Origin of the sequence: Hydrogenophaga sp. T2, assembly GCF_049843535.1 — a bacterium.
GTDB lineage: Bacteria > Pseudomonadota > Gammaproteobacteria > Burkholderiales > Burkholderiaceae_C > Hydrogenophaga > Hydrogenophaga crocea.
Window position 1 is genome coordinate 295593 of record NZ_JBBHZJ010000004.1, and the last position, 22367, is coordinate 317959.

General features: G+C 67.3%; 23 protein-coding genes. 13 read left to right on the forward strand and 10 right to left on the reverse strand.

Annotation, left to right across the window (positions count from 1 at the left end; all coding sequences use genetic code 11):
- Nucleotides 1-42 precede the first annotated feature (42 nt).
- The 3 genes from hpnC (at nt 43) to WDZ95_RS11620 (ending at nt 2812) form a co-directional block, all read left to right on the forward strand.
- Nucleotides 43-969: a squalene synthase HpnC gene (gene hpnC / locus WDZ95_RS11610; protein WP_425778542.1), complete on the forward strand. Its 927-nt coding sequence runs from the start codon at nt 43-45 to the stop codon at nt 967-969.
- 124 nt (nt 970-1093) lie between these two features.
- Nucleotides 1094-1849, forward strand: coding sequence for an SDR family oxidoreductase (locus tag WDZ95_RS11615; RefSeq protein WP_425778544.1), 756 nt, complete (start codon nt 1094-1096; stop codon nt 1847-1849).
- Nucleotides 1850-1936: 87 nt separating this feature from the next.
- A complete protein-coding gene (locus WDZ95_RS11620; protein WP_425778546.1) occupies nt 1937-2812 on the forward strand; it encodes a pirin family protein in 876 nt (291 codons plus the stop codon).
- 19 nt (nt 2813-2831) lie between these two features.
- Here the strand turns inward: WDZ95_RS11620 and WDZ95_RS11625 are convergent, their stop codons facing one another.
- Nucleotides 2832-3203, reverse strand: a complete 372-nt coding sequence (locus WDZ95_RS11625) for a hypothetical protein (RefSeq protein ID WP_425778548.1) — start codon at nt 3201-3203, stop codon at nt 2832-2834.
- A 174-nt stretch (nt 3204-3377) separates the two neighbouring features.
- On the opposite strand from WDZ95_RS11625, the gene WDZ95_RS11630 reads away from it, so the two are divergent.
- Nucleotides 3378-4070 (forward strand): SOS response-associated peptidase, encoded by a 693-nt coding sequence (locus WDZ95_RS11630; protein ID WP_425778550.1) that lies wholly within the window; start codon nt 3378-3380, stop codon nt 4068-4070.
- Here the strand turns inward: WDZ95_RS11630 and WDZ95_RS11635 are convergent.
- Entirely contained in the window at nt 4024-5232 is a 1209-nt protein-coding gene (locus tag WDZ95_RS11635; RefSeq protein WP_425778552.1) for a multidrug effflux MFS transporter, read from the reverse strand. The genes WDZ95_RS11630 and WDZ95_RS11635 overlap by 47 nt on opposite strands.
- Before the next feature lie 108 nt (nt 5233-5340).
- Here WDZ95_RS11635 and WDZ95_RS11640 point away from each other — a divergent pair, with 108 nt between their 5' ends.
- The 5 genes from WDZ95_RS11640 to WDZ95_RS11660 all read left to right on the forward strand — a co-directional run bounded on the left by WDZ95_RS11640 (nt 5341) and on the right by WDZ95_RS11660 (nt 10288).
- Nucleotides 5341-6558 (forward strand): hypothetical protein, encoded by a 1218-nt coding sequence (locus WDZ95_RS11640; protein WP_425778554.1) that lies wholly within the window; start codon nt 5341-5343, stop codon nt 6556-6558.
- Nucleotides 6559-6607: 49 nt separating this feature from the next.
- A complete protein-coding gene (locus tag WDZ95_RS11645) occupies nt 6608-7024 on the forward strand; it encodes an ACT domain-containing protein (RefSeq protein WP_425778556.1) in 417 nt (138 codons plus the stop codon).
- A gap of 102 nt (nt 7025-7126) precedes the next feature.
- On the forward strand, nt 7127-7411 hold the full coding sequence (locus WDZ95_RS11650; RefSeq protein ID WP_425778558.1) for a PIN domain-containing protein: 285 nt from the start codon (nt 7127-7129) through the stop codon (nt 7409-7411).
- Between the two features lie 112 nt (nt 7412-7523).
- On the forward strand, nt 7524-9239 hold the full coding sequence (locus tag WDZ95_RS11655; protein WP_425778560.1) for an AIPR family protein: 1716 nt from the start codon (nt 7524-7526) through the stop codon (nt 9237-9239).
- Nucleotides 9240-9334: 95 nt separating this feature from the next.
- Nucleotides 9335-10288, forward strand: coding sequence for a hypothetical protein (locus WDZ95_RS11660; RefSeq protein ID WP_425778562.1), 954 nt, complete (start codon nt 9335-9337; stop codon nt 10286-10288).
- A 466-nt stretch (nt 10289-10754) separates the two neighbouring features.
- Here WDZ95_RS11660 and WDZ95_RS11665 read toward each other — a convergent pair whose 3' ends face one another.
- From WDZ95_RS11665 to WDZ95_RS11690, 6 genes are read right to left on the reverse strand one after another with little or no spacing between them, the layout of a single operon-like run.
- Nucleotides 10755-11393, reverse strand: a complete 639-nt coding sequence (locus tag WDZ95_RS11665; protein WP_425778564.1) for a YdeI/OmpD-associated family protein — start codon at nt 11391-11393, stop codon at nt 10755-10757.
- A gap of 15 nt (nt 11394-11408) precedes the next feature.
- On the reverse strand, nt 11409-12686 hold the full coding sequence (locus tag WDZ95_RS11670) for an O-acetylhomoserine aminocarboxypropyltransferase/cysteine synthase family protein (RefSeq protein ID WP_425778566.1): 1278 nt from the start codon (nt 12684-12686) through the stop codon (nt 11409-11411).
- Nucleotides 12687-12704: 18 nt separating this feature from the next.
- Nucleotides 12705-13166: a CoA-binding protein gene (locus WDZ95_RS11675; protein WP_425778568.1), complete on the reverse strand. Its 462-nt coding sequence runs from the start codon at nt 13164-13166 to the stop codon at nt 12705-12707.
- Between the two features lie 13 nt (nt 13167-13179).
- Nucleotides 13180-14175, reverse strand: a complete 996-nt coding sequence (locus tag WDZ95_RS11680; protein WP_425778570.1) for an NADPH:quinone reductase — start codon at nt 14173-14175, stop codon at nt 13180-13182.
- Nucleotides 14176-14182: 7 nt separating this feature from the next.
- Nucleotides 14183-14989 (reverse strand): enoyl-CoA hydratase, encoded by an 807-nt coding sequence (locus WDZ95_RS11685; RefSeq protein ID WP_425778572.1) that lies wholly within the window; start codon nt 14987-14989, stop codon nt 14183-14185.
- Nucleotides 14990-15009: 20 nt separating this feature from the next.
- The gene (locus tag WDZ95_RS11690) at nt 15010-16650 is read right to left on the reverse strand and encodes an acyl-CoA synthetase (RefSeq protein ID WP_166225441.1); all 1641 of its coding nucleotides are present in this window, start codon (nt 16648-16650) and stop codon (nt 15010-15012) included.
- Between the two features lie 160 nt (nt 16651-16810).
- Here WDZ95_RS11690 and WDZ95_RS11695 point away from each other — a divergent pair, with 160 nt between their 5' ends.
- The 3 genes from WDZ95_RS11695 (at nt 16811) to WDZ95_RS11705 (ending at nt 19806) form a co-directional block, all read left to right on the forward strand.
- Entirely contained in the window at nt 16811-17992 is a 1182-nt protein-coding gene (locus WDZ95_RS11695) for a hypothetical protein (RefSeq protein ID WP_425778574.1), read from the forward strand.
- A 108-nt stretch (nt 17993-18100) separates the two neighbouring features.
- On the forward strand, nt 18101-19297 hold the full coding sequence (locus WDZ95_RS11700; RefSeq protein WP_425778576.1) for a hypothetical protein: 1197 nt from the start codon (nt 18101-18103) through the stop codon (nt 19295-19297).
- A gap of 71 nt (nt 19298-19368) precedes the next feature.
- Nucleotides 19369-19806 (forward strand): YciI family protein, encoded by a 438-nt coding sequence (locus tag WDZ95_RS11705; protein WP_425778578.1) that lies wholly within the window; start codon nt 19369-19371, stop codon nt 19804-19806.
- A 12-nt stretch (nt 19807-19818) separates the two neighbouring features.
- Here the strand turns inward: WDZ95_RS11705 and WDZ95_RS11710 are convergent, their stop codons facing one another.
- Together WDZ95_RS11710 and WDZ95_RS11715 are read right to left on the reverse strand one after the other, a co-directional pair.
- Entirely contained in the window at nt 19819-20811 is a 993-nt protein-coding gene (locus WDZ95_RS11710; RefSeq protein ID WP_425778580.1) for an SdiA-regulated domain-containing protein, read from the reverse strand.
- An 82-nt stretch (nt 20812-20893) separates the two neighbouring features.
- Entirely contained in the window at nt 20894-21043 is a 150-nt protein-coding gene (locus WDZ95_RS11715; protein WP_166225426.1) for a hypothetical protein, read from the reverse strand.
- 157 nt (nt 21044-21200) lie between these two features.
- Between WDZ95_RS11715 and WDZ95_RS11720 the strand changes: the two genes are divergently transcribed.
- Nucleotides 21201-22367: a hypothetical protein gene (locus tag WDZ95_RS11720; protein WP_425778582.1), complete on the forward strand. Its 1167-nt coding sequence runs from the start codon at nt 21201-21203 to the stop codon at nt 22365-22367.

Consider the following 22367-nt stretch of genomic DNA (forward strand, 5'->3'; position numbering starts at 1 on the left):
TTGTGGTGCTTGTTTTGACGGCCAAAGCGGTCAGCAGAATTAATGACTGACCGGTTAGTAACAGAAATTCTAGTGCATACCCCCACCCCTTCCAGCGCCAGCCATCCGGTCCCACCGGCGCCCGTGGCCTTCGGCGCGTCGGTGCAGCACTACGAGAACTTTCCCGTGGCCTCGTGGCTGTGCCCCGCGGCCCTGCGCCCGGCCATCGCGGCCATCTACCGCTTCGCGCGCCTGGCCGACGACTTTGCCGACGAGGGCGACCTGCCCGCCCCGGCGCGCCTGGCCCTGCTGGCCGACTACCGCGCCGAACTCGACGCCGCGCTGCAAGGCCAGCCGGCCACGCGCTGGCCCCAGGTGTTCGGCCCGCTGGTGCTCGCGGTGCGGCGCCACGCGCTCGACCCGGACCTGCTGCGCGCCCTGCTCAGCGCCTTCGAGCAAGACGTGCGCCACACCGCCAGCGGCCACCGCTACGCCGACCTGCCCGAGCTGCTCGACTACTGCAGCCGCTCGGCCAACCCCGTGGGCCGGCTGCTGCTGCAGTTGTGGAACGTGCGCCACGACGAAGCCCTGCAGCGCAGCGACCGCATCTGCAGCGCGCTGCAACTCATCAACTTCTGGCAGGACCTGAGCCGCGACCTGCCCACCGGCCGCGTCTACCTGCCCGCCAACGTGCTGCGCCGCCACGGCACCACCGTGCGCGACTTCATGCCCGACAGCGACGCGCGCGGGCGCGAGCGCCACGCCGTGGTGGCCGAGCTCTGCGCGCACGCGCGCGGCCTCATGCAGATGGGCGCGCCGCTGGTGCACGAGGTGCCGGGCCGCGCGGGCTGGGAACTGCGCCTGGTGGTGCAAGGCGGCCTGCGCGTACTCGACCACATCGCCGCCATCGAGCACCGCAGCTGGGCCCAGCGCGTGACCGTGGACCGGCGCGACCTGCCGCTGCTGCTGTGGCGCGCGCTGTGGATGTGAGCGCGGCACCGCCCATCCGACGCCACGTCACAAACCGCCCGGGTGCGCCGTCTTGAGGGGCAGAGGACGCCCACCGGCCCAGCCGCACCCCGCGGGTCCTCGCACCACCAACGAAGGACCGCACATGAAGATCGTGATCATCGGAGGCACCGGCCTCATCGGCACCCAGCTCGGCGCGCTGCTGCAGCAGCGCGGCCACACCGTGGTGGCCGCCGCCCCGTCCACCGGCGTGAACACCCTCACCGGCCAGGGCCTGGACGCGGCGATGCAGGGCGCGCAGGTGGTGGTGGACGCGAGCAACTCGCCGAGCTTCGAGGCCGAGGCCGTGATGCACTTCTTCGACACCTCCACGCGCAACATCACGCGGGCCGCGGCCGCCGCGGGCGTGAGGCATGGCGTGGCCCTGTCCATCGTGGGCGTGGACCAGCCGCCGGGCAATGCGTACTTCCACGCCAAGCTCGCGCAGGAACGCCTGCTCCGCGAGAGCGGCCTGCCCTACACCATCGTGCGCGCCACGCAGTTCCACGAGTTCATCGGCACCATCGCCGACAGCTACACGCGCGACGGCGTGGTGCACGCGCCCAGCGCGGGCATACAGACCATTGCCTCGGCCGACGTGGCCAGCGCGCTCGCCGACACCGCCCTCGGCGCGCCGCTGAACGGCTGGCGCGAGATCGGCGGCCCGCAGCGCATGGGCATCGACGCGCTGCTGCGCGACTACCTCGCCGCCGTGGGCGACCCGCGCACTGTGCGCACCGACGACAGCGCCGGCTACTTCGGCGCGCCGGTGCGGGCCAGCACGCTGCAGACCCGCGAGGGTGCGTGGATCGCACCCACCCCCTGGCAGGCCTGGCTCACGCGCCGCACACAGCCGGCCTGAACCCCTGGCTTGGAAGGGGCGTTTTCATCCCCATATGCTCCGGTGTTCGCCCTGGCCACCGGGGCTGCTCACCGGAGAGAAAGCCCCATGCTCAAGCCGATCCAGGCCGTTCACCACGCACCGCGCCCCCATTGGGTGGGCGACGGTTTTCCCGTGCGCTCGCTGTTCAGCTACGGCGACCACGGTGCCGCGCTGAGCCCCTTCCTGCTGCTCGACTACGCCGGCCCCGCGCAGTTTGCGCCCGCGCAGCAACCGCGCGGCGTGGGCGTGCACCCGCACCGCGGCTTCGAGACGGTGAGCATCGTGTACGAGGGCGAGGTGGCGCACCGCGACTCCACCGGCGCGGGCGGCACCATCGGCCCCGGCGACGTGCAGTGGATGACCGCGGCCTCGGGCATCCTGCACGAGGAATTCCACTCGCCCGAATTCACGCGCCGCGGCGGCCCGCTGGAAATGGTGCAGCTCTGGGTGAACCTGCCCGCGCGCAGCAAGATGCAGCCGCCCGGCTACCAGAACATCCTCGACGCCGACATCCCCTCGGTGCCCCTGCCCGACGGCGCGGGCCGCGTGCGCGTGATCGCCGGCGACTACCAGGGCCACGCCGGCCCCGCGCGCACCCACACGCCCATGGACGTGTGGGACCTGCGCCTGAACGCGGGCCAGCGCACCCGCCTGCCCCTGGTGAACGGCCACACCGCCGCGCTGGTGGTGCTGCGCGGCCGCGTGCGGGTGAACGGCGAGGCCGAGGCCAGCGACGCGCAACTGGTGCAGCTGGGCCGCAAAGGCGAGGCGCTCGACATCGAGGCCAGCACCGACGCCGTGCTGCTGTTCCTGGGCGGCGAGCCCATCGACGAACCTGTGGTGGGCCACGGCCCCTTCGTGATGAACACCCGCGAGGAAATCATCCAGGCCTTCCACGACTTCCAGAACGGGCGCTTCGGGCAGATGGCGGCCAGCGCCTGAGCGGCGGGGCGCGGCGCGCTCAGCCCGGCAACACCTCGTCCACCCGCATCACCCGCGGCGGCGACAACTGCACCACCAACGAACACACGAACAGCGCCAGCAACAGCCCTTGCGCGGCCAGCAGGCCCAGGCTCTTGTGGGGCGCGCCCGCCAGGGCGCACAGGTGCACCACCGACAAGGGATGGGCGAGCAGCACCACCGCGCCGGCGAGGCAGGTGATGGCGTAGGCGGGGCAGTTCATGGCGGTCATCAGGTCGCTGCAGCCCGCGTGCAGCACATGGGGCCCCAGGCCGGCCCCCGAAGGCGGCGGCCGGTTGTGCAGCAGGCAGCACGACAGCATGGCACCCAGGGTGCATGACGCAACCAGAGACAAAAGCAGCAGGCCGTTCACGAACAGCCCCTTCCAGCAGCCATGTGGGCCTCCCTCTGCCTTGGGGACGGTCGTCCGGACTCAGGCGGGCGGATTCTGTGGGGCGATTGGGCCGGGCGTTGGGTGGGGGAGTATCGGCTGGCGGTACAAATCAGCGCATCGTCAGCAGAATCCCCGTCCGCCCGGCATCACCCCATGTGCACCCGCTACCTCACCCCCACCCAGGCCGCGATCGAAGACGAATGGCACCTGGGCCGCGCCAACAGCGAGGCCTTCATCCGCCCCGTGTTCGGGCGCGAGCTGTACCCGCGCCAGCCCGGCCCCTTCATTCGCCGCGCGCGCGACGACGCCGGCTACAGCCGCGAACTGGTGGTGGGCCGCTGGGGCCTGATCCCCCCGTTTTCCGCCACGCCGGAGGTGAAGTTCGCGACCTACAACGCGCGCTCGGAAGAGATGCGCAGCAAGGCCAGCTTCAAGGACGCGTGGGCGCGCGGGCAGCGCTGCATCGTGCCCGCCACCCTCTTCTACGAACCCAACTGGGAGACCGGCCGCAACGTGTGGTGGCGCTTCCAGCGCGCCGACGGCGCGCCCTGGGGCCTGGCGGGCCTGTGGCACCGCTGGATCGACCGCAAGACCGGCGAGGCGCACGAGTCGTACACCCTGCTCACGCTGGGCGCCAACGGCCACCCGCTGATGGGCCGCATGCACAAGCCCGAGCTCGACCCGGCCACCAAACAGCCCCTGCCCGCCGACCAGCAGGACAAGCGCAGCGTGATCCCCATCGAGCGCGGCGACGTGGACCTGTGGCTGGCCGGCACCGTGGCGCAGGCCCAGGCCCTGCTCAGGTTGGCGCCGGCCGACGATTTCGACGCCGAGCCCGAAGCGTGAGCCCCATGAGCGCGAAGCTCGTGAGCGAGCCCGCGGCCATGCCCGCCACCATGGGCAGCGGCGCGCCGTTGGCGAACGCGCCCACCACCCCCATGGCCAGCGCGCCCACCAGCATCTGCAGCGTGCCCATGAGGGCCGACGCCGTGCCCGCGATGGGCCCGTGCTTTTCCAGCGCAAGCACCGACACCGTGGGAATCACCAGCCCCATGAACGCGCTCGCGATGAAATTGAGCGCAATCAACACCGGCAACTGGTCGCCCCCCAACAGGTAGTAGCCCAGCAGCAAGGCGTTGAACGCGGCCGACGCGGTGGACGCCACCTTCACCATGGGCACCAGCCCGAAGCGCCGCCCCAGGTGGCTGGTGAACTGCGAAGCGCCGATGAAGGCCACCGCGTTCACCGAGAAGGCCAGGCTGTACTGCGTGGGCGTGAGCCCGTAGTGGTTGATGAGCACGAAGGGCGAGCCCGCGAGGAACACGAAGAAGCCCGCGAGCGCCGCGCTGCCAATGCCCACCAGCCCCAGGTAATGCGCATCGCGCAGCAGCACGCCGTAGGCGCGCAGCGCGCCGCGCAGGCTGCTCTCGAGCCGCTGCTCGCGCGTGCGGGTTTCGGCCAGCGTGGCATAGACCATCACCAGCCCCGCGAGCGCCGCCAGGCCCACGGCCCAGAACACCGCGCGCCAGCCGCTCAGCGCGATCACCGCACTGCCCGCGAGCGGCGCGAGGATGGGCGACACGCTGAACACCAGCATCAGCAGGGACATGAGGCGCGCCGCGTCGGTGCCGGTGTGCAGATCGCGCACCACGGCCCGCGGAATGGCCATGCCCGCGGCCGCGCCCAGGCCCTGCAGAAAACGCAGGGCCACCAGCGTCTCGATCTGCGAGGCCAGCGCGCAGCCCACGCTGGCCAGCGCGAACAGCCCCAGCCCGAAATACAGCGGCGGCTTGCGACCCACCATGTCGGACACCGGGCCGTACAACAACTGGCCCACGCCAATGGCAATGAAGAACGCCGTGAGGCTCATCTGCACCGCGCCCACGGGCGCGTTCAGCGCGCGCCCGATCTCGGGCAGCGCAGGCAAGTACATGTCGATCGCGAAAGGGCCGATGGCCGAGATCAGGCCCAGGATCAGGGCCATGCGGAGGAAGGAACGGGAAGGCATGGGGGGATTGTCGCCGGGGGCTGCAAGGGCCCAGGCCATGCCCAGGCATACCCACGCCGTTCGCGTTCGGCTAGGCTGCGAGCCAACCAGACTCCGGGAGGCCACACCATGGGATTCGCCACCACCGCTTTGGACCAGGCCTACGCGCATGTGATGGCCATGGCCGAACGACACCCGGACTTCATCGGCTTTGACGACCACCACAGCGCCCGTTTCGACGACGACACGCGCATGGCGCGTGAGGACGACGACCCTCGTGACGCGTCCATCCGCGATCAGGCGGCCGAGCGCGATGCACGCCTGCGCGATCACGCGCAAGCGCTGGGCGCGCTGCGCGACGAGCGCCTCGTCGACACCCTGCCCTGCTTTCTGTGCGGGTTTGCGCTGCACTCGCTGATCGACCACGCCAACCGATATTGCCGCGGCAACCGCCTGCAGCAACTGGCCACCGCCCGCGTGCTGGCCTCGCGCATCAGCCACGACGCCTATGCGAGTGTGAGCGGCATGCGCTGGCGGGAAGCGCGGGGTGATGAGCAAGGCAGCGCGCTCATCACAGCCATGGAGCAGATCGCACGCCCGGTGTTCGAAGCGCTCGAAGGCGAGGCCCGCGAGGCCCTGCTGCAGCGGGTGAGCCTCATGCTGATCCGGCACTGGCAAAGCGCCACCGCCGCCGCCAACCAGACCGCGCCCAGCGCCGCGCAGCGCGGCGCGCAAACCCTCAAACACACCGTGATCGTGCACGGCACCTGGGCCGCCGACACCGACTGGTGGCGCGACCCGGCCGGCCTGCCCGGTGGCGTGGCGCCCGCCGACAGCCTGTGGCACCACCTGCAGCGCGCGGGCGTGAGCGATCTGGTGGGCCACCCCAACGAGTTCAGCTGGTCGGGCAAGAACAGCGATGCCGCCCGCCGCGTGGGCGCCGAACACTTTCTGCATTGGTGGCAGGCCATGGGGCGCCCCCTGCTCGACGTGGTGGCGCACAGCCACGGCGGCAATGTGGTGATGCGGGCACTGGCCCTGCAGCCCGCCCTGCGGCTGCGCCGCCTGGTGCTGCTGGGCACCCCGGCGCGCATCGAATGCCCGCCCAGCGCGCACCAGACCGGGCGGCAACACAACGTCTATTCAGACCACGACAGCATTCAAGTGATCGGCAGCTACGGCGGCCAACGTGGCGAAGGCCGAACCCAGAGCGACCACCGGCAAAGCACCAACCTCTACCGGCCCACGTGGACGGGCACGGGCGGCGTGGTGCACAAGGCGGGGCACAGCGATCTGCACGAGCCGGCGTTCTGGCAGGCGCACAGGCTGCGGGATCTGCTGGCGTGAAGCCCACGCAACACACGTCACCCGCCTCTCGCCCCTCACAGGAAACCCCATGCCCGGAGAACAAGACCTGTCCACCCTGCTGCGGCACATGACGCCATCGGTGCACCCCGATGTGTTCGTGTTCTGCAGCTTCCCCGACTTTCAATTGCCCAGCGGCTGGACGCCGGTGGCCACCTTTCGCGAAGCCGAAGGGCTTTCGGCCATTGTTCCCTTGCGCGACGCGCAGGCCGCGGGCGTGGGCCACCAGTTCGAATCGCGCATGGTCACCCTCACCATCCATTCGGCGTTGGACGCGGTTGGCTTTCTCGCGCGTATCTGCACGGCGCTGGCCGCACAAGGCATTGCGTGCAACGCGGTGTCGGCCTACCACCACGACCACCTGTTCGTGCCCGCAGACCGGCTTGAATTGGCGCTGCGCACCTTGAAGGCCATTGCGAGTTCCACCGACGGACCGGCATCGGCCTGAACGCATCCCACCTATGGGGGATGACACCGCGCCACAAGCTTTGCGCCATCGGCTAGCCTCGCTGTAACAACGCGTTTCAACGCGAACAAGGGGGGAGCCGGGGTGACCACGCCCACCAATCACGTCCTTATCGATTACGAAAACGTGCAGCCCGATCTGGCTGCACGGCTATCGCCATCGGTGTTCAAGGTGTGGGTGTTCGTGGGCGCCACGCAAAGCGAGCTGAAGTACGACCTGGTGGAATTGCTGCAGGCCAAGGGCAGCGACGCCAAGGTCATCAAGACGGGTGGGGTCGGCAAGAACGCGCTCGACTTTGAAGTCCCCTCGAAATGTGCGCCCTCTTGCGACCAAAGATATCTCGCGCAAGCACGTGAGCAAGGGCATTAAGCAACAATGCCTCATACCAATAACAGTTGACCACAGTGCAAAGCGATCACCTTGAGGACGTCAGGCGCAACTACCGACACATGAATCGGGCCATTCACATATGAAATCAAAATTGCAACACAACACTCATCTTACTGCTGCAAAACCAACGGCAAATGATCCACGAAAAGAATTGCTTCACTCAATCGACTCGGTATCAAAGCGTGGCGGGATATCGAGAGACAAAGCAATCACCGCGTGGTATGCCAGCGCACTCTTGGGGGTTGATGAAGATGAGGCTATTGACGCAGCTTCGGTTGATGGTCCCGAGGACGGCGGTTGTGACTTCATTTACGTCGATGAAGACCAAGAAGTGATCTATGTGCTTCAGGGCTATGTTTCCGATCGACAGGATCGTGCAGCCGGCATTAAAAAGTGGAATGCCTTAACAGCGGCAGTCGCCAACATAAGGGATCCCATCTCCTTCAAGCACGGCGGTAGGCATGATATCTTCGAACTCCTATCAGAAATTGACACATCAGCTTTCAGCCTTGTCTTTGGCCTCATTACATTAGCAGCGAAATCTGACCAAATCGCCAGACAACAAGAAACCACAACAAGATCAAGAGTTTTCGGTCCTGAGGCAACGTTCTTTTACGAGCACCAAGAGTCTCTGTACGACAAGTACCTGATCGCGAGGGCCGCTGACAGAAACGTTCCAGAGGATGTCATCACATTCTCAGGGCCCGTTGTTGACGTTAAGGGGGACTTTGGGCATGCCATCATTGGCACAGTCCAAGCCAGCGAGTTAGCACGACTGCACAAGAGCTACAACAATCAACTATTTGAAGGCAACGTTCGACTTTTCATTGGAGAAAGAAAAGGCGGCATAAATGAAAAAATTGTAGATACTGCTTTAAATCGATCTGGGGACTTTTGGGCACTAAACAACGGAATCACAATCGTCGCCGACTCATTCGAACAAGATCGCAGCATTCAAAAATTTAAAATCAGGCAATTTTCAGTAGTAAATGGTTGTCAGACGACAGTGAGCTTGTCGCGGGCGATAGAAAAATCTGACCTCGCGTCTCAAGCACAAGTACTCGTTCGCGTGGTAGGAGCGAAAAAGACGTTGCTCACCGACATCGTCCGATACAACAATACGCAGAATCCAGTGAAGCTTTCAGCGGTTCGTCTACTGGATCCAATCCAAGAAGGTCTTCGAAACTCGCTCGCCCGAGTTCACTATACGTATGCGCCAAAACAAGAGGGCGCCAAGACGGCCAAAAACGCGAAAAAAATCGAACTGGACCGAATTACGCAATATCTAGCCGCAGCCTCCGAGGGAACAGTGTTGGAGGCGGTATCGAAAAAGGCGGAGCTATTTGACCGGTCGTACAAGAGCATTTTCCCCAAAGGGCTAAAGCCCGAGCGTGTCTTACTAGTATGGCTATTAGCACAGGAGATCGAATCGGAAAGAGCCGCGCTTTTGACAGCGCACGAGCAGTCGAATGACCCGATTATGAAGGCCATCCTGGGGATACATGGAACACCTTGGGGAATTTTTGTTGCAATGACACTAATCGATCAAAGTGGCAGTGACATGAGCAAACTGTCACTAGAAAAAATGACAACCCCCGAATTTAAGAATGGCCTTGGCAAGTATGCCAAAAAGGCGATGGAACTTTACTCTGAGATCGCGGTGAACATTGTAACCACAGACGATAGCGGCATATCGACAAGAAATACACTACGCGCCAAACCGTTCCTTGAGAAACTAAAAAGAACCCTAGGCCTTAGAATTACAAAAATCGCGCAATGGCGATTACCCAAACTGAATGCAGTTTAGCTTTAGTCAAAGCACTGAGCGCCAATCGAACTGAGGTCAGAGGCCTTTCTGCAAGATCACACCAAACTAAGAGGCCACATCACCCCTAAAATACAATGAACTATGTACTGGTCACTGCACTATTAGATATTCACTTAAATCAACTGCTGACCAAACCCATAGCAATCAAGGATGGTTTATTCTTTACGAATAACTCGGAGCAGTTGAGTGCATACATCTGCACGGCACATCTACTTTCCGCTGGCTCACTTGAAGCTCGGCTTCTTACAAACAACACTCCGTGCCTCTATCGTCTAGAACATGGCAAGCACCCTGATCAGATTCCAATAGACACGATTGATTTTCTAAGGGAAGTACAAGCGTTCCTCACCGCGACCTGGTTACTAAGAGACAACAGCGCAAATTGCGAACTTGCATTCGCCTTTGGAATGAATGGGCAGCACACGCATAGCCACAGCAACTCATTAGCACTACATTACTGCCACCACTCGGGCAAGAAGTTTCCTCTCCATATAAGTATCGATGAACTACATTCAATATGTCAGAATCATAAATGTAGCTTTCAAGGTATCCGTGAGGCGGTACGTCCCCAACATACTGCCCACCAAGCTCAGCTAAGCCGTTTGGATCGAGGAATGCTTTTTCTTCAACAGGCTAGATCATCAGACGATTTAGGTCAAAAGATCTCGAACTACTGCTCATTGTTTGAATCAATTCTAAGCACCTCTGCGGCTGAATTATCACATCAGCTAGCCGAGCGGATTGCCTTCTTCACAGAAGATGCAGCCACCGAAAGATTACATTTATTTCGAGAGATCAAGCGCGCCTACTCCATTAGATCTAAAATCGTGCACGGCGACACGCTTAGCACTTCGACAATCAATAAGTTAATTGATAGCGCTTCGATATGCGACACCACTGCAAGGCGTCTAATTGCCCGCATAATATCGACCCCCCATCTTGAAAGACTTCTGTCCAGCGGGAAAAATGCAGAAATCGAAGACTTTGCATTAGAACTATTATTCGGCTTACGCCAATCGGCGCTATGAGGCCAATCCGCACCCCAATAGGAAGGCAAGTCACTTAGACCCTCGGCGCATGTTGATCCAGTGTCCCTCCCTGCAAACGAAGACTGCGCGAAATAAAAGTTGATTCGCGACGATATGGCAAGTTGCCCGCACTGCGCAATTAGCCTCCCAACCCCATCCATTATTAAATCCCTGATCAAGATTTCGTAGGCGCTCGTGGGGGGGCGCCTCTTTAAAACCGAAGTGCGGATTATGTTAGGCATGACCCTGATATGCATTATTTGGCATTGTCAAGCGGTCGACGGGCAGTGCTTGAAACAGCCGCTCAAGACCTCGATATCTCCTGAATTGAAGAGTCGGCTCACGAACTGTGCGTTTCCGATGACTTGCATGCGCGCCAAGTCCTCAACGGTTACACCAAATTCGATCAGACCAGCATGCGCTGTAGCCAAACTGCGTCACTTGCCGCTGCGATCCAAGCAGCCCCTCACCTCTCATTCACCCCCTTCCCCTCCAACACCCTCCCCCGCATCCGCTCAATCCGCGCCACCCGCGTGGTCGATGTCTTGGCCGAGCCCAGGTGGATCACGTAGCTGCGCTGCCTGCCCGGCGTGAGGCGGTGGAAGGCCTCGGCCAGTTCGGGGTCGGCGTCGAGTGCGTCCACGAGTTCGGGGGGCAGTTCGATCGCATGCGCTTCCTTGGGCGGCAGCAGGCCCGCCTCGGCGTAGCCCATGGCTTCGCGCAGGTAGGCGCTGATCACGGCCTCGCGTTCGACCACTTGCGCGGCATCGGTGAACGGCAGCATGTCGGCGTGGCGGGTGTTGGCGCCCTGGCGTTGCAGCACGCCTTCGGGGTCTTGCATGAGCGCGGCGTTGAAGAACACCAGCCTGAAATCACCGCGCAGCGCGCCAATGAGCGCGATGTTGCGGCCCGCGTGCATGTAGCAGGGGTGGCCCCATTTCGCGGTTTCGGTGAGGCCGGCGTGGCGACAGATGCGGCGCAGGGCCAGCAGGCCTTCGGCCCAGCGCCGCGCTGAACAGTCGGCGGTGGCAAAGCGCTCGCAGCGGCCGCAGCCCTGGGTGAAGAAGTCGTCCACGTTCGTGATCATCTTCGCGCTGCCCGGCATGGCCTGGCTCCCGGGTCAGGCGCGCGTGAGCGCCTGGTCCACGTCCCACAGGATGTCGTCGATGTGCTCCAGCCCCACCGAGATGCGGACCATGTCGGGCAGCACGCCGGCCGCGCGTTGCTGGGCTTCGTCGAGCTGGCGGTGGGTGGTGCTCGCGGGGTGGCTGATCAGGGTCTTGGTGTCGCCGATGTTCACCAGGTGGCTCATGAACTGCGCGCTTTCAATGAAGCGCACGCCCGCCTCGGCACCGCCCTTCACGCCAAAGGCCAGCAGGCCCGAGGCACCGCGCATCTGGCGCTGCATGAGCGCGTGTTGCGGGTGGTCTTGCAGGCCGGGGTAGTTCACCCAGCTCACGCGCGGGTGGTCTTTCAGGAACTGGGCCAGGGCCAGGGTGTTGCTGCAGTGGCGCTCCATGCGCAGGGGCAGTGTCTCCACGCCCTGCAGGATCTGCCAGGCGCTGGTGGGCGCCAGCGATGCGCCGAACACGCGCAGGCCTTCCATGCGGCAGCGCATGCTGAAGCCGAAGTTGCCAAAGGTCTCGTAGAACTTCACGCCGTGGTAGCCGGGGCTGGGCTCGGTCATGCCGGGGAACTTGCCGTTGTCCCACGGGAACGTGCCGGCCTCCACCACCACGCCGCCCAGCGTGGTGCCGTGGCCCGCGAGGTACTTGGTGGCGCTGTGGATGACGATGTCGGCCCCGAAGGCCACGGGGTTGCACAGCGCGGGGCTGGGCACGGTGTTGTCCACGATCAGGGGCACGCCGTGGGCGTGGGCCACGTCGGCAATGGCCCGGATGTCGAGTACCACCATGCTGGGGTTGCCCAGGGTTTCGGCGTACACCGCGCGCGTGTTGGGGCGCATGGCAGCGGCAAAGGCCTCGGGCTGGGTGGCGTCCACAAAGGTGGTTTCGATGCCGAACTTGCGCAGGTTCACGGCCAGCATGGTCACGCTGCCGCCGTAGAGCGCGCCCGCGGCCACCACGTGGTCGCCGGCCTGCAGCAAGGTGGTGAGGGCCAGGGTTTCGGCGGCCATGCCGCTGGCGCAGGCCACGGCGGCGCGCGCGCCTTCGAGCGCGGCCACGCGTTCTTCGAGCGCGCACACCGTGGGGTTGCTCAGGCGCGAATACACGTTGCCGAAGGTCTGCAGGTTGAACAGGCTGGCCGCGTGCTCGGCGCTGTCGAACACGAAGCTGGTGGTCTGGTAGATGGGCAGCGCGCGCGAGCCGGTGCTGCTGTCGGGGATCTGCCCGGCGTGGATGGCCAGGGTTTCGGGGCGGAATTGACGGTCGGCCATGGCTTGCTGGTTCAGGGCTTATTGAGGCCGCTTGGCCGAGATGACCTTGGTGTTCACGCCCGCCCAATGCAGGCCGCCGAACAGGCGCGCGTGTTCGATCTTCACGCAGCGGTCCCACACACTGTCGAGCCCGGCGGCGGTGGCGATGCGGTCGGCCTCTTCGCTGCGCAGGCCCAGTTGCTGCCACAGGCATTTGGCGCCAATGGCCACGGCGCTCTGCGCGATGGGGGGAATGTCGGCCTCCTTGCGGAACACGTCGACCATGTCCACCGGGAAGGGAATGTCTTCGAGCCGGGCGTAGCTGGTTTCGCCCAGGATCTCGGGGTACCTGGGGTTCACGGGCACGATGCGGTAGCCGTGTTCCTGCATGTACTTGGCCGCGAAGTAGCTGGGCCGGTGCCACTCGGCCGAGAGGCCGACCACGGCGATGGTGCGGCAGTCCTTGAGCACGCGCCGCAGGGTGGGGATGTCGTCTTGCATGTCGGGTGCGGGTTCAGCTGGACGGGCCCACCTGCAGCACCACGTTGCCCAGGGCCTGGCCGCTTTCCACGCGCTCGTGCGCGGCGGCAATCTGGTCCAGGGGCAGGCGCTGGTCGATCAGGTGCTGCAGCGCGCCGCGTTCGAGCAGGCGCGTGAGCGTGGCGGTGGCGCGGGCGCGGTCGGCCGGGGTGAGGTGGTAGACCATGAAGAACTTGAGCTGCAGGTTCTTCACGATCAGCGGGTAGAAGGGCAAGGCCATGGGCGAGGCGCCGCTGCCGTACACCACGCACTCGGCGTTGGGCTTGAGCATCTCCAGGTTGGCCGCGGCGTTGGCGGCCATGTCGAGCTCGATGATGCGGTCCACGCCCTGCCCTTGCGTGAGCTCGGCCACGCGCGGCACCAGGGCTTCGGTCTTGTAGTTCACCACGTCGTCGGCGCCGGCCTCGCGCGCCACGCGGGCTTTGGTGTCGCTGCTCACGGTGCTGATCACGCGGGCCGCGCCGAGCTGGCTCGCCATCTGCACCGCGTAGTGGCCCACCGCGCCCGCGCCGCCGGCCACGAGCACGGTCTTGCCGGCCACGCCGCCGTCCATGAGCACGGCGTGCAGCGCGGTGAGCGCGGGAATGCCCAGGCACGCGCCGGCCTCGCCGCTCACGCCCTCGGGCAGGCGCACGGCCTGGGCCTCGGGCAGGCACAGCCATTCGCAGGCGGTGCCGTGCGCGCGGCCCCAGGCGGCGTTCCACAGCCACACGCGCTCGCCCAGGCGCGTGCGGCTCACGCCCTCGCCCACCGCGTCGATCACGCCGCTGCCGTCGCTGTGCGGCACGATGCGCGGGAACGGCAGGGTCTTGCTGCGCAGGCCGGCACGGCTTTTCACGTCGGACGGGTTCACGCCCGACCACAGCACGCGCACCCGCACCTCGCCCGCGGCGGGTTCGGGCGTGGGCAGCTCGGCCACGCGCAGCACCTCGCGGGCCGGGCCCACGCTTTCGTAGAAGGCGGCTTTCATGCGCGGCTCACCAGTTGGGTTGGCGTTTGTCGATGAAGGCCTGCACGCCTTCGAGCGCGCTCGGGTCCATCATGTTGCAGGCCATGGTGCGCGCGGCGTCTTCGTAGGCCGCGGCCATGCCCACTTCGAGCTGGCGGTAGAACAGGCCCTTGCCCGCGGCAATGGCCACGCGCGGCTTGGCCACGATGCTGTCGACCAGCTTCGCCACCTCGGCCGGCAGGTCGGCCGCGTCCACCACGCGGTTCACCAGGCCCTGGGCCTGGGCCTCGTCGGCGCTGATGAAGGCGCCCGTCACCAGCATCTCGAAGGCGGCCTTGCGGCCCAGGTTGCGGCTCAGCGCCACGCTGGGCGTGCTGCAGAACAGGCCCAGGTTCACGCCGCTCACCGCAAACTTCGCGTCGCGCGCGCTCACGGCCAGGTCGCACATGGCCACGAGCTGGCAGCCCGCGGCGGTGGCAATGCCCTGCACCTGCGCGATCACGGGCACGGGCAGGGCCTGCAGCGCCATCATGAAGCGGCCGCACTGCGCGAACAGGCGGTTGTAGTAGTCGAGCGAGGGCTCGGCGCGCATTTCCTTGAGGTCGTGGCCGGCGCAGAAGGCCTTGCCTTCGGCGGCCAGCACCACCACGCGCGCGCCTTCGTCGGCGGCCACGCGGTCTACCGCGGCCTGCAGCGCGGCCAGCATGGCTTCGCTCAGTGCGTTGAAGGCCTGCGGGCGGTTGAGCGTGAGCGTGACCACGCCGCGGGCGTCGCGCTCGTAGCGCACGGGGGCATTCGGATCCTGCGCGAGCGCGGGGTCGAGTCGATCGTTCATGGCGGGGGCCTCGGGTGGCGTCATTCGATGGCGCTCGAGCTCTTGGCGCGTTCGCGCAGCTCGAACTTCTGGATCTTGCCGGTGCTGGTCTTGGGAATGGGCTCGAAGCGCACGGCCTTGGGCACCTTGTAGCCGGCCAGCAGCGTGCGGCAATGGGCTATGAGCTCGGCCTCGGTGGTCTGTGCGCCAGGGCGCAGCTCCACATAGGCCAGCGGGCTCTCGCCCCACTTCGGGTCGGGCCGCGCCACCACGGCGCAGGCCAGCACCGCGGGGTGGCGGTAAAGCGCGTCTTCCACCTCGATGGAGCTGATGTTTTCGCCGCCGCTGATGATGATGTCCTTGCTGCGGTCCTTGATCTTCACGTAGCGGTCGGGTTCGAGCACGGCCAGGTCGCCGGTGTGGAACCAGCCGCCCTCGAAGGCCTTGGCGGTGGACGCCGGGTTCTTGAGGTAGCCCTTCATCACGATGTTGCCGCGGAACATGATCTCGCCCATGGTCTGGCCGTCGGCGGGCACCTCGGTCATGGTCTCGGGGTCCATCACGGTCATGCCCTCCTGCAGCGGATAGCGCACGCCCTGGCGGCCGTTCAGGCGCACCTGCTCGCCCAGCTCGGCCTCGGCCCAGCTCGGCCGCGCCACCGCCACCGACGCGGGGCCGTAGACCTCGGTAAGGCCGTACACGTGGGTGATCTGAAAGCCCATGCGCGCCATGCCTTCGATCATGGCCGCGGGCGGCGCCGCGCCGGCCACCATGCCGCGCACCGCGCCGATGCCGTCCTTGAGCGCCGGGTTCTCGGCCACCGCCGAGATGATGCCGTTGTGCACGATGGGCGCGGCGCAGTAGTGGTTCACGCCGTGATCGCGCATGGCCGCGAGGATGGCCTGCGGCTCCACGCGGCGCAGGCACACGTGCACGCCGGCCTGCAGCGCCACCGTCCAGGGAAAGCACCAGCCGTTGCAATGGAACATGGGCAGCGTCCACAGGTAGCGCGGAAACTGCGGCATGGTCCAGGTGACCACGTTGCTCACCGCGTTCAGGTAGGCGCCGCGGTGGTGGGTGACCACGCCCTTGGGGTCGCCCGTGGTGCCGCTGGTGTAGCTCACGGCGATCGCGTCCCACTCGTTGGCGGGGCCGTCCAGGCGCGGCAGCGGTTCGTGCGCGGCCAGCAGGGCCTCGTACTCGTGCGCGCCCAGGCGCTCGCCGGGGCCGGTGTATTCGCTGTCGCACACGTCGATCACCACGATGTCGCGGCCCAGGGCCGCCAGCGCCTTGGCCACCACGGGTGCGAACTCGCGGTCGGCGATCAGCACCTTGGCCTCGCAGTGGTTCATCTGCCAGGCCAGCAGCGGCGCGTCGAGCCGGGTGTTGAGCGTGTTGATGACCGCGCCCAGCGCGGGAACGGCGTAATGGGCCTCGACCATTTCGGGCGTGTTCGGCAGCAGGGTGCTCACCGTGTCGCCGTGGCCGATGCCGAGCGCGCGCAGCGCCGCGGCCAGCCGCGCCGAGCGCTCGCGCACCTGCGCCCAGGTGTAGCGGCGCGCGCCGTGCACGGTGGCGGGCATGTCGCCGAAGACCTCGGCGGTGCGCTCCACGAAGCTCACGGGCGACAGGGCCACGTGGTTGGCCGGGGTGGGGTCCAGGTGCTGGTCGTAGATGTTCATGAGGGCATCGTAAGTGAGCGTTCAAGGGGCGCGGCAGCGGGGCTTTCCCGATGAACAAGGCATGAAGACGGGCGCGGCGCGGGAACCGGCGCGGCCGCCGGCCCAACCCAGGGCCCTCGGCAACGATACCCCCTACCCCTTACGTCCACCCTGCAACGCCATGCGAGCCCCCAGCCTCAGCCACATCTGGCAGAACAACCTGGCCGACGTCGCGGCCGCCAGCCAGTACCCCTTGAGCGAGGTGCTGGCGCCCCACAAGGAAAAACAGCTCCAGGCCATGGCGCGCAACGGGTACCTGCCCATCGCGCTGGTCGACAAGCGCGGCCAACGGGCCGCCGCGCCCTACCTCGACGCGCTGCGCTGGTCGTTCGACTCGCAACGGCTGCCCTTGCGCGCCGGGGCCCCGGTGCTCGAGGCGCTGGCGCGCCGCTTCGTGGCGCTGCTGGGCCGCGAGGCGGCCAGCGAGCCGCCCCTGGGCAACGACCACACGCGGCGGCTGCGCACGCTGGCGCTGTGCATGCGCCTGTTTGAAAGCATGGCCCCGCGCCAGGCCAAGCGCGTGCTGCACGAGCTGCTGAACCACGAGGCACTGGCGCAACCCGAGCCCGGCCGCCCCACGCTCGCCGACATCCCTGCGGTGGCCCTCTGCGCCTGGACCATCGCCTGGCGCCGTCTGCTGGGCAGTTCGCCGCTGTACGACGTGCTGCTGCAGGTGCAGACCCATGCGGCCTCGCTGCCCTGCGCCGAGCGCACCCGCATGCTGTCCGAAGAGTGCGTGCTGGTGTGCACGCTGCACCTGCACGAGCGCCAGCGCATCGCCCTGGCCCGGCTCGCCGACCATGCCGAGCGCCAGCCCGCGCTGCGGCCGCTGTTGCACCACACCCAGGCCGCGCTGGCGTTTCTGCAGGGCGACAACGGCGCTGTCGCGCACGCGGACGCGCTGCTCGACCACCTGCTGCACGAAGAGCGGCTGTGGACCGCGGCCGACACCCTGCTGCTGCTGCACCTGGCGCACCTGACCACGCCGCTGGTACCGGCCGACTGCGCCACGCTCGGGGGCGAGGACGGCCTGGCGATGCACTTTCAATCGCTCCATCTCTTCGCACTGGGCTTCGCGGACCAGGGCCTGCAGCTGCGCACCGACCAGGCCGCGCGCGTGCAAACCGCCGTGGTGGCGCTGCTGCGGCACCTGGCCTCGCTGGTGCCCGAGGGTCAGCCCGCGGGGGCGCCACTGCTGGTGGGGCTGCTGCCGCACAGGCTGCGCCAGGCGGCGCTGGCGCGCCTGAGCGAGCACGAGCGCAAGCGCTTCTTGCCGCATGACCCTTGCGACGCCGGCGTCTGATCCGGCCGCACGAACGGGGCCTAGGCCCTGCACAAGGGGTGGCGACCGGGACCGGGCAGGAACCGCGTCGGCTTGCCGCCCACAGACCCAGCCTCCGTCTGACTGGCTATGAAACCCCAATCCATCACCCACTTCCACCATTGCTGGAACACCGACGTGGCCAGCGCCGTGGCCGCCCACCTGCATTCCCCGCCCATTGCGCTGGCCGTTGATACCGAAGACGCCCTGAAGACCCGCGCCCGCCACTACCAATCGCTGGCGCTCACCAGCCGCAGCGGCCACACGGCCGCTGCGCCCTACCTCGAGGCGCTGCACTGGACACACGACGCGCAGCGGCTGACGCGCGGCGGCCGATGGGCGCCCCTCGCGGACAGCGGGGTGTGCGCGGCCGATGTGCTGAGCCAGGCCTTCGAAGAACTCGTGCTGCGCCCATCGTCCGTGGCCAGCCGGCTGGACACCGCGCGCACCCGGCATTGGCGGGCCGAGGTGCTCACCATGCGCCTGTTCGACCACCCCGACACCCAGGCCGTCAGGGCCGCGCTCAAGGCCTGCCTGGTGCCCTGCGGCGTGCGCAGCAACGGGGCCGCGGTGCACCGCCTGGTCGATGTTCAGGCGCTCGCGGCCGTGGCCTGGTCGGTGGCGTGGCGGCGCCAGTGCGGCACCAGCGGCCTGTCGCTCGCGTTGCAGGCCATCCAACTGGGCCAGGGCGTGGCACCGGCGCGGCAGCGCGCCCTGCTGCTCGTCGAACGCGCCGTGCTGGACCGGTACATGCACACGCCCGCGAAGGCCGCGGCGGTGCGCAGCGAACTTGAGGCGCTCGTGCTCACGAACGCCGATTTCGCGCCGCTGCTCGCGCACCTGGACATGGCGCTGCGCTTCCTCAACGCCGATGCGGCATCGGCCGAGGCGGTCGATCCGCTGATCGACCACCTGCTCGCCGAGGACACGCCATGGCACGCATCGGACACCCTGCTCCTGCTGCACCTGAGCCACCTGGTGGTGCCCGGCGACGACGAGGACAGCCTGCACAGGACCGCGGGCCAGGAGCGGCACTTCCAGAAGCTGAACCGATTCGCCTTCACCGCCGCCGCCCAGGGCTTGCTGCTGTCGCACGAACAGGCCCAGCGCGTGGAAGACGCAGCGGTGCGGCTGCTGCAGCATGGGGCCTCGCTGGTGCCCGAAGGCGAGCCCGCCCACGCCGAGGCGGTGCTGGCGCTGCTGTTGCCCGAAGTCCGCGACAAGGCGCTCGCGCGCCTGACGCCCGGCGAGCGCGCGCGCTTCGGCCCGGAAGAGGCCCTTGTCTGATCCGGCCCCGCTCGACCGTCGTACCCCCTGAAGGCGCCAGAATGGCTGGCCGCCACCTCCAGGAGAAACGCATGAAGTTCATGGTCATGGTGCACGCCGACGCCGGCACCGAAGCGGGCGAAATGCCCACCGAAGCCGAGTTCGCCGCGATGGGCGCGTTCAACGAAGAACTGGTGAAGGCCGGCGTGATGCGCGCGGGCGAAGGCCTGCACCCGAGTGCGCGCGGCGCGCGCGTGGTGTTCGACGGCCGCGGCACGCGTGTGGTCGACGGGCCGTTCACCGAGAGCAAGGAGCTCATCGCGGGCTTCTGGCTCTGGGAATGCGCCTCGCTCGACGAGGCCGTGGCCTGGGCCCGGCGCTGCCCCAAGCCCACGCGGGGCGCGCAGTCGGTGCTCGAGATCCGCCGCGTGTACGAGGCCGAGGACTTCGGCGAGGCCCTCACGCCCGAACTGCGCGAGCAGGAAGAGCGGCTGCGCGGGCAGATCGAGGGTGGGCGCGAGCCGCGCTGACCCGAGTGCCCGTCAGCGCAAGGCCCAGGCCGGCGCCCGCGGCGGCTCGAAACGGTAGAACAGGTTGGGCTCCGACAGCACATAGACCGCGCCGTCGTTGCCCACCGCCAGCCCTTCGGGCTGCGGCACCTTGCGCTGCAGGCCGTTCATGCCGCGCCACAGCGGCAGCAGGCTCACGGGTGTGCCATCGGGCGCGTACTCCACCACCATGGCCGACTCGTCGCTGAGCAGCAGCAGGTGGCCCGTGGGCTCGTGGAAGGTGAGCGAGGACAGGTCGCTCATGAACAGCGTGGCCGCCGAGGACGACTTCCACTCGGTGATGCCGACATCGAAGCCCGAGCCGCCGATGGCCGGCTGCAGGCCGGTCATCACGAGCACGCGCAGCGGCAGCTTTTCTTTCACCACGAAGAGGCGGCCATTGGCCGAGTCCCACGACACGCCCTCGAAGCTCGCATTGCGCACCACGTCGATGCCGAGCTGCAGGCGGGGCTGGCCCGCGAGCGACAGGCGCTGCGTGCCGGGCCCGAGGCGCACCCAGGTGAGGCTGTGGCTGTCTTCGTCCGAGATCACGTAGGTGTCGCCCTGCACGTGCGTGATGCCCTCGGGGTCGTTCACCCCCTCGAGCGGGATGAGCCGCAGCAGCCGGCCGTCGGTGGACAGCTCGGCCACCTGCGGCGGCCGGTTGATCACGGTGAACAGGGTGCCGGTGTCGGCGTTGAACGTGAGGCCCGACGTGTTGCGCGTGAGCCCGTCGACGGGCAGGCCTTCGATCGCCACGCGGTACGACGACAGGCCCACCGAGCGCCCTTCCCACTCGGCGCTCGCCAGGTGGGTGCGCGCCGCGTAATAGGCGAGCGCAGGCAGCTTGAAGTACCAGCCGAGGCCCAGCGCGAGCAGCGCGAACGCCCACAGCAGGCGGCGTCGCGCCCGGCGGGAGGGGGTGGCTGGGGGGGGTGGGGAGGAGGTGGCGGGGGCGCTGCAAGAAGCGTTCGCATGGCGGCTCATGGCCGCGATGGTGCCCGCAATTGCAGCTCCCCTAGGGGCCCCGGGCGCCAAAGGCCCGAGGCGTGCAGGGCAAAGCCCCGGCTTACTTCTTCTTGCAGGCTTCCTTGTCGGCGTTTTCCTTCTTCGTGCAGTCGACCTTGTCGTCCATCTTGCCGCCGGCGTGGCTGGCGGCGAAGGCGGGAGCGGACAGGAGCATCACGGCGGAGACGATGGCAGCGAACAGTTTTTGCATGGTTGTACCCAAGGGTTTGATGACGTTGATGGCACGCGGTGCAGGGAACTGCATCCGCGAGGCGAATCGTCGCGTACTGTTGGGCAGTATGGATAGCGACGGAACGCAACACATGAAACGCACAAAACACGGTGATGGATTCAAGGGAAAACCCGCAGTGGGGTTATTCGCCCTGTTGCTCGTGGGCACCGCCGCCCTGGCCCAACCCCGGGTACAGCCCGCGCCCGACACCGTGGTGCTGCCGCGCTCGGCCCAGGCCGGCGGCGGGGCGCAGGCGCTGCGCGAGACCGCGGCCGCCTGGCGGCGCGACCCGCGCAACGAGGCCGCCGCGCTGGCCTATGCGCGCGAAGCCTTCGTGCTCGGCCTGGCCGAAGGCGACCTGCGCTGGTACGGCGCGGCGCGCACCGCGCTCGAACCCTGGTGGACCGCGCCCGCGCCCGACGCCCCCATGGCCTTCATGCGCGCCCTGGTGCGCCAGGGCTTCCACGATTTCAAGGGCGGCATCGCCGACCTGAACACCGCCATCGCGCAAGACCCGGCGCGCGCCGAGTACCGCTCGTGGCGCTTCTCGCTGCTGCTGCTCACCACCCAGCTCGAGGCCGCGCGCGCCGACTGCGCCGCCATCGCGCAGCGCGTGGGCCCCGACGAAGGCGCGGCCTGCGACGCCATCCTGCGCGTGCGCACGGGCCGCGCGGCCCTGGCCCTGCCGGTGTTCGAGCGCCTGGTGGCCCTGCCCGACTACCAGGGTCCGCAGGCGCAGGACTGGCTGCGCTACCACCAGGGCGAGGCGCTGCGCGTGGCGGGCCGGCCCGAGGCCGCCATCGCCGTGTGGCAGGCCCACCTGCAGGCGCGCCCGCGCGCCCACCTGGTGCGCAGCGCGCTGGCCGACCTGCTCAACCAGCAGGGCCGCCACGCCGACGCGCTGCGCCTGAGCCTGTTCGAGCCCGCGCCGAGCGACGCACTGCTGGTGCAGGCCGTGCTCGCGGCACGTGCGCTCAAGGACCCGCGCGCCGAGCGCCTCGACGAGCAGGCCCTGCAGCGCCTTCAGGCGCAGGACGCGCGCGGCGAGGCCTTGATCGAGCGGCCGCAGATGCAGTACTGGATCCGCACCGGCCGCGACGTGGCGCGCGGCCTGGACCTGGCCGCGCGCAACTGGGCCGAGCAGCAGGAGCCCGCCGACGCGGTGCTGCTGGCCGAGGCCGCGCTGGCGCTGAACCAGCCGCAGCGCGCCGCGCCCGTGCTCGACTGGCTGGCCACCACCGGCTACACCGACCCCGCCCTGAACCCGCTCGCGCAACGGCTGCGCCAGCGCCTGGGCCGCTGA

What these genes read in the sequence shown, in the direction of transcription:
- WDZ95_RS11685 (WP_425778572.1), bottom strand. Translation starts at nt 14,989, where the DNA reads ATGAACGATCGACTCGACCCCGCGCTCGCGCAGGATCCGAATGCCCCC.
- WDZ95_RS11700 (WP_425778576.1), top strand. Translation starts at nt 18,101, where the DNA reads ATGAAACCCCAATCCATCACCCACTTCCACCATTGCTGGAACACCGAC.
- WDZ95_RS11640 (WP_425778554.1), top strand. Translation starts at nt 5,341, where the DNA reads ATGGGATTCGCCACCACCGCTTTGGACCAGGCCTACGCGCATGTGATG.
- WDZ95_RS11675 (WP_425778568.1), bottom strand. Translation starts at nt 13,166, where the DNA reads ATGCAAGACGACATCCCCACCCTGCGGCGCGTGCTCAAGGACTGCCGC.
- WDZ95_RS11715 (WP_166225426.1), bottom strand. Translation starts at nt 21,043, where the DNA reads ATGCAAAAACTGTTCGCTGCCATCGTCTCCGCCGTGATGCTCCTGTCC.
- WDZ95_RS11630 (WP_425778550.1), top strand. Translation starts at nt 3,378, where the DNA reads ATGTGCACCCGCTACCTCACCCCCACCCAGGCCGCGATCGAAGACGAA.
- WDZ95_RS11615 (WP_425778544.1), top strand. Translation starts at nt 1,094, where the DNA reads ATGAAGATCGTGATCATCGGAGGCACCGGCCTCATCGGCACCCAGCTC.
- WDZ95_RS11620 (WP_425778546.1), top strand. Translation starts at nt 1,937, where the DNA reads ATGCTCAAGCCGATCCAGGCCGTTCACCACGCACCGCGCCCCCATTGG.
- WDZ95_RS11665 (WP_425778564.1), bottom strand. Translation starts at nt 11,393, where the DNA reads ATGCCGGGCAGCGCGAAGATGATCACGAACGTGGACGACTTCTTCACC.
- WDZ95_RS11635 (WP_425778552.1), bottom strand. Translation starts at nt 5,232, where the DNA reads ATGCCTTCCCGTTCCTTCCTCCGCATGGCCCTGATCCTGGGCCTGATC.
- WDZ95_RS11680 (WP_425778570.1), bottom strand. Translation starts at nt 14,175, where the DNA reads ATGAAAGCCGCCTTCTACGAAAGCGTGGGCCCGGCCCGCGAGGTGCTG.
- WDZ95_RS11660 (WP_425778562.1), top strand. Translation starts at nt 9,335, where the DNA reads ATGAACTATGTACTGGTCACTGCACTATTAGATATTCACTTAAATCAA.
- WDZ95_RS11705 (WP_425778578.1), top strand. Translation starts at nt 19,369, where the DNA reads ATGAAGTTCATGGTCATGGTGCACGCCGACGCCGGCACCGAAGCGGGC.
- WDZ95_RS11645 (WP_425778556.1), top strand. Translation starts at nt 6,608, where the DNA reads ATGCCCGGAGAACAAGACCTGTCCACCCTGCTGCGGCACATGACGCCA.
- WDZ95_RS11690 (WP_166225441.1), bottom strand. Translation starts at nt 16,650, where the DNA reads ATGAACATCTACGACCAGCACCTGGACCCCACCCCGGCCAACCACGTG.
- WDZ95_RS11670 (WP_425778566.1), bottom strand. Translation starts at nt 12,686, where the DNA reads ATGGCCGACCGTCAATTCCGCCCCGAAACCCTGGCCATCCACGCCGGG.
- hpnC (WP_425778542.1), top strand. Translation starts at nt 43, where the DNA reads ATGACTGACCGGTTAGTAACAGAAATTCTAGTGCATACCCCCACCCCT.
- WDZ95_RS11710 (WP_425778580.1), bottom strand. Translation starts at nt 20,811, where the DNA reads ATGAGCCGCCATGCGAACGCTTCTTGCAGCGCCCCCGCCACCTCCTCC.
- WDZ95_RS11695 (WP_425778574.1), top strand. Translation starts at nt 16,811, where the DNA reads ATGCGAGCCCCCAGCCTCAGCCACATCTGGCAGAACAACCTGGCCGAC.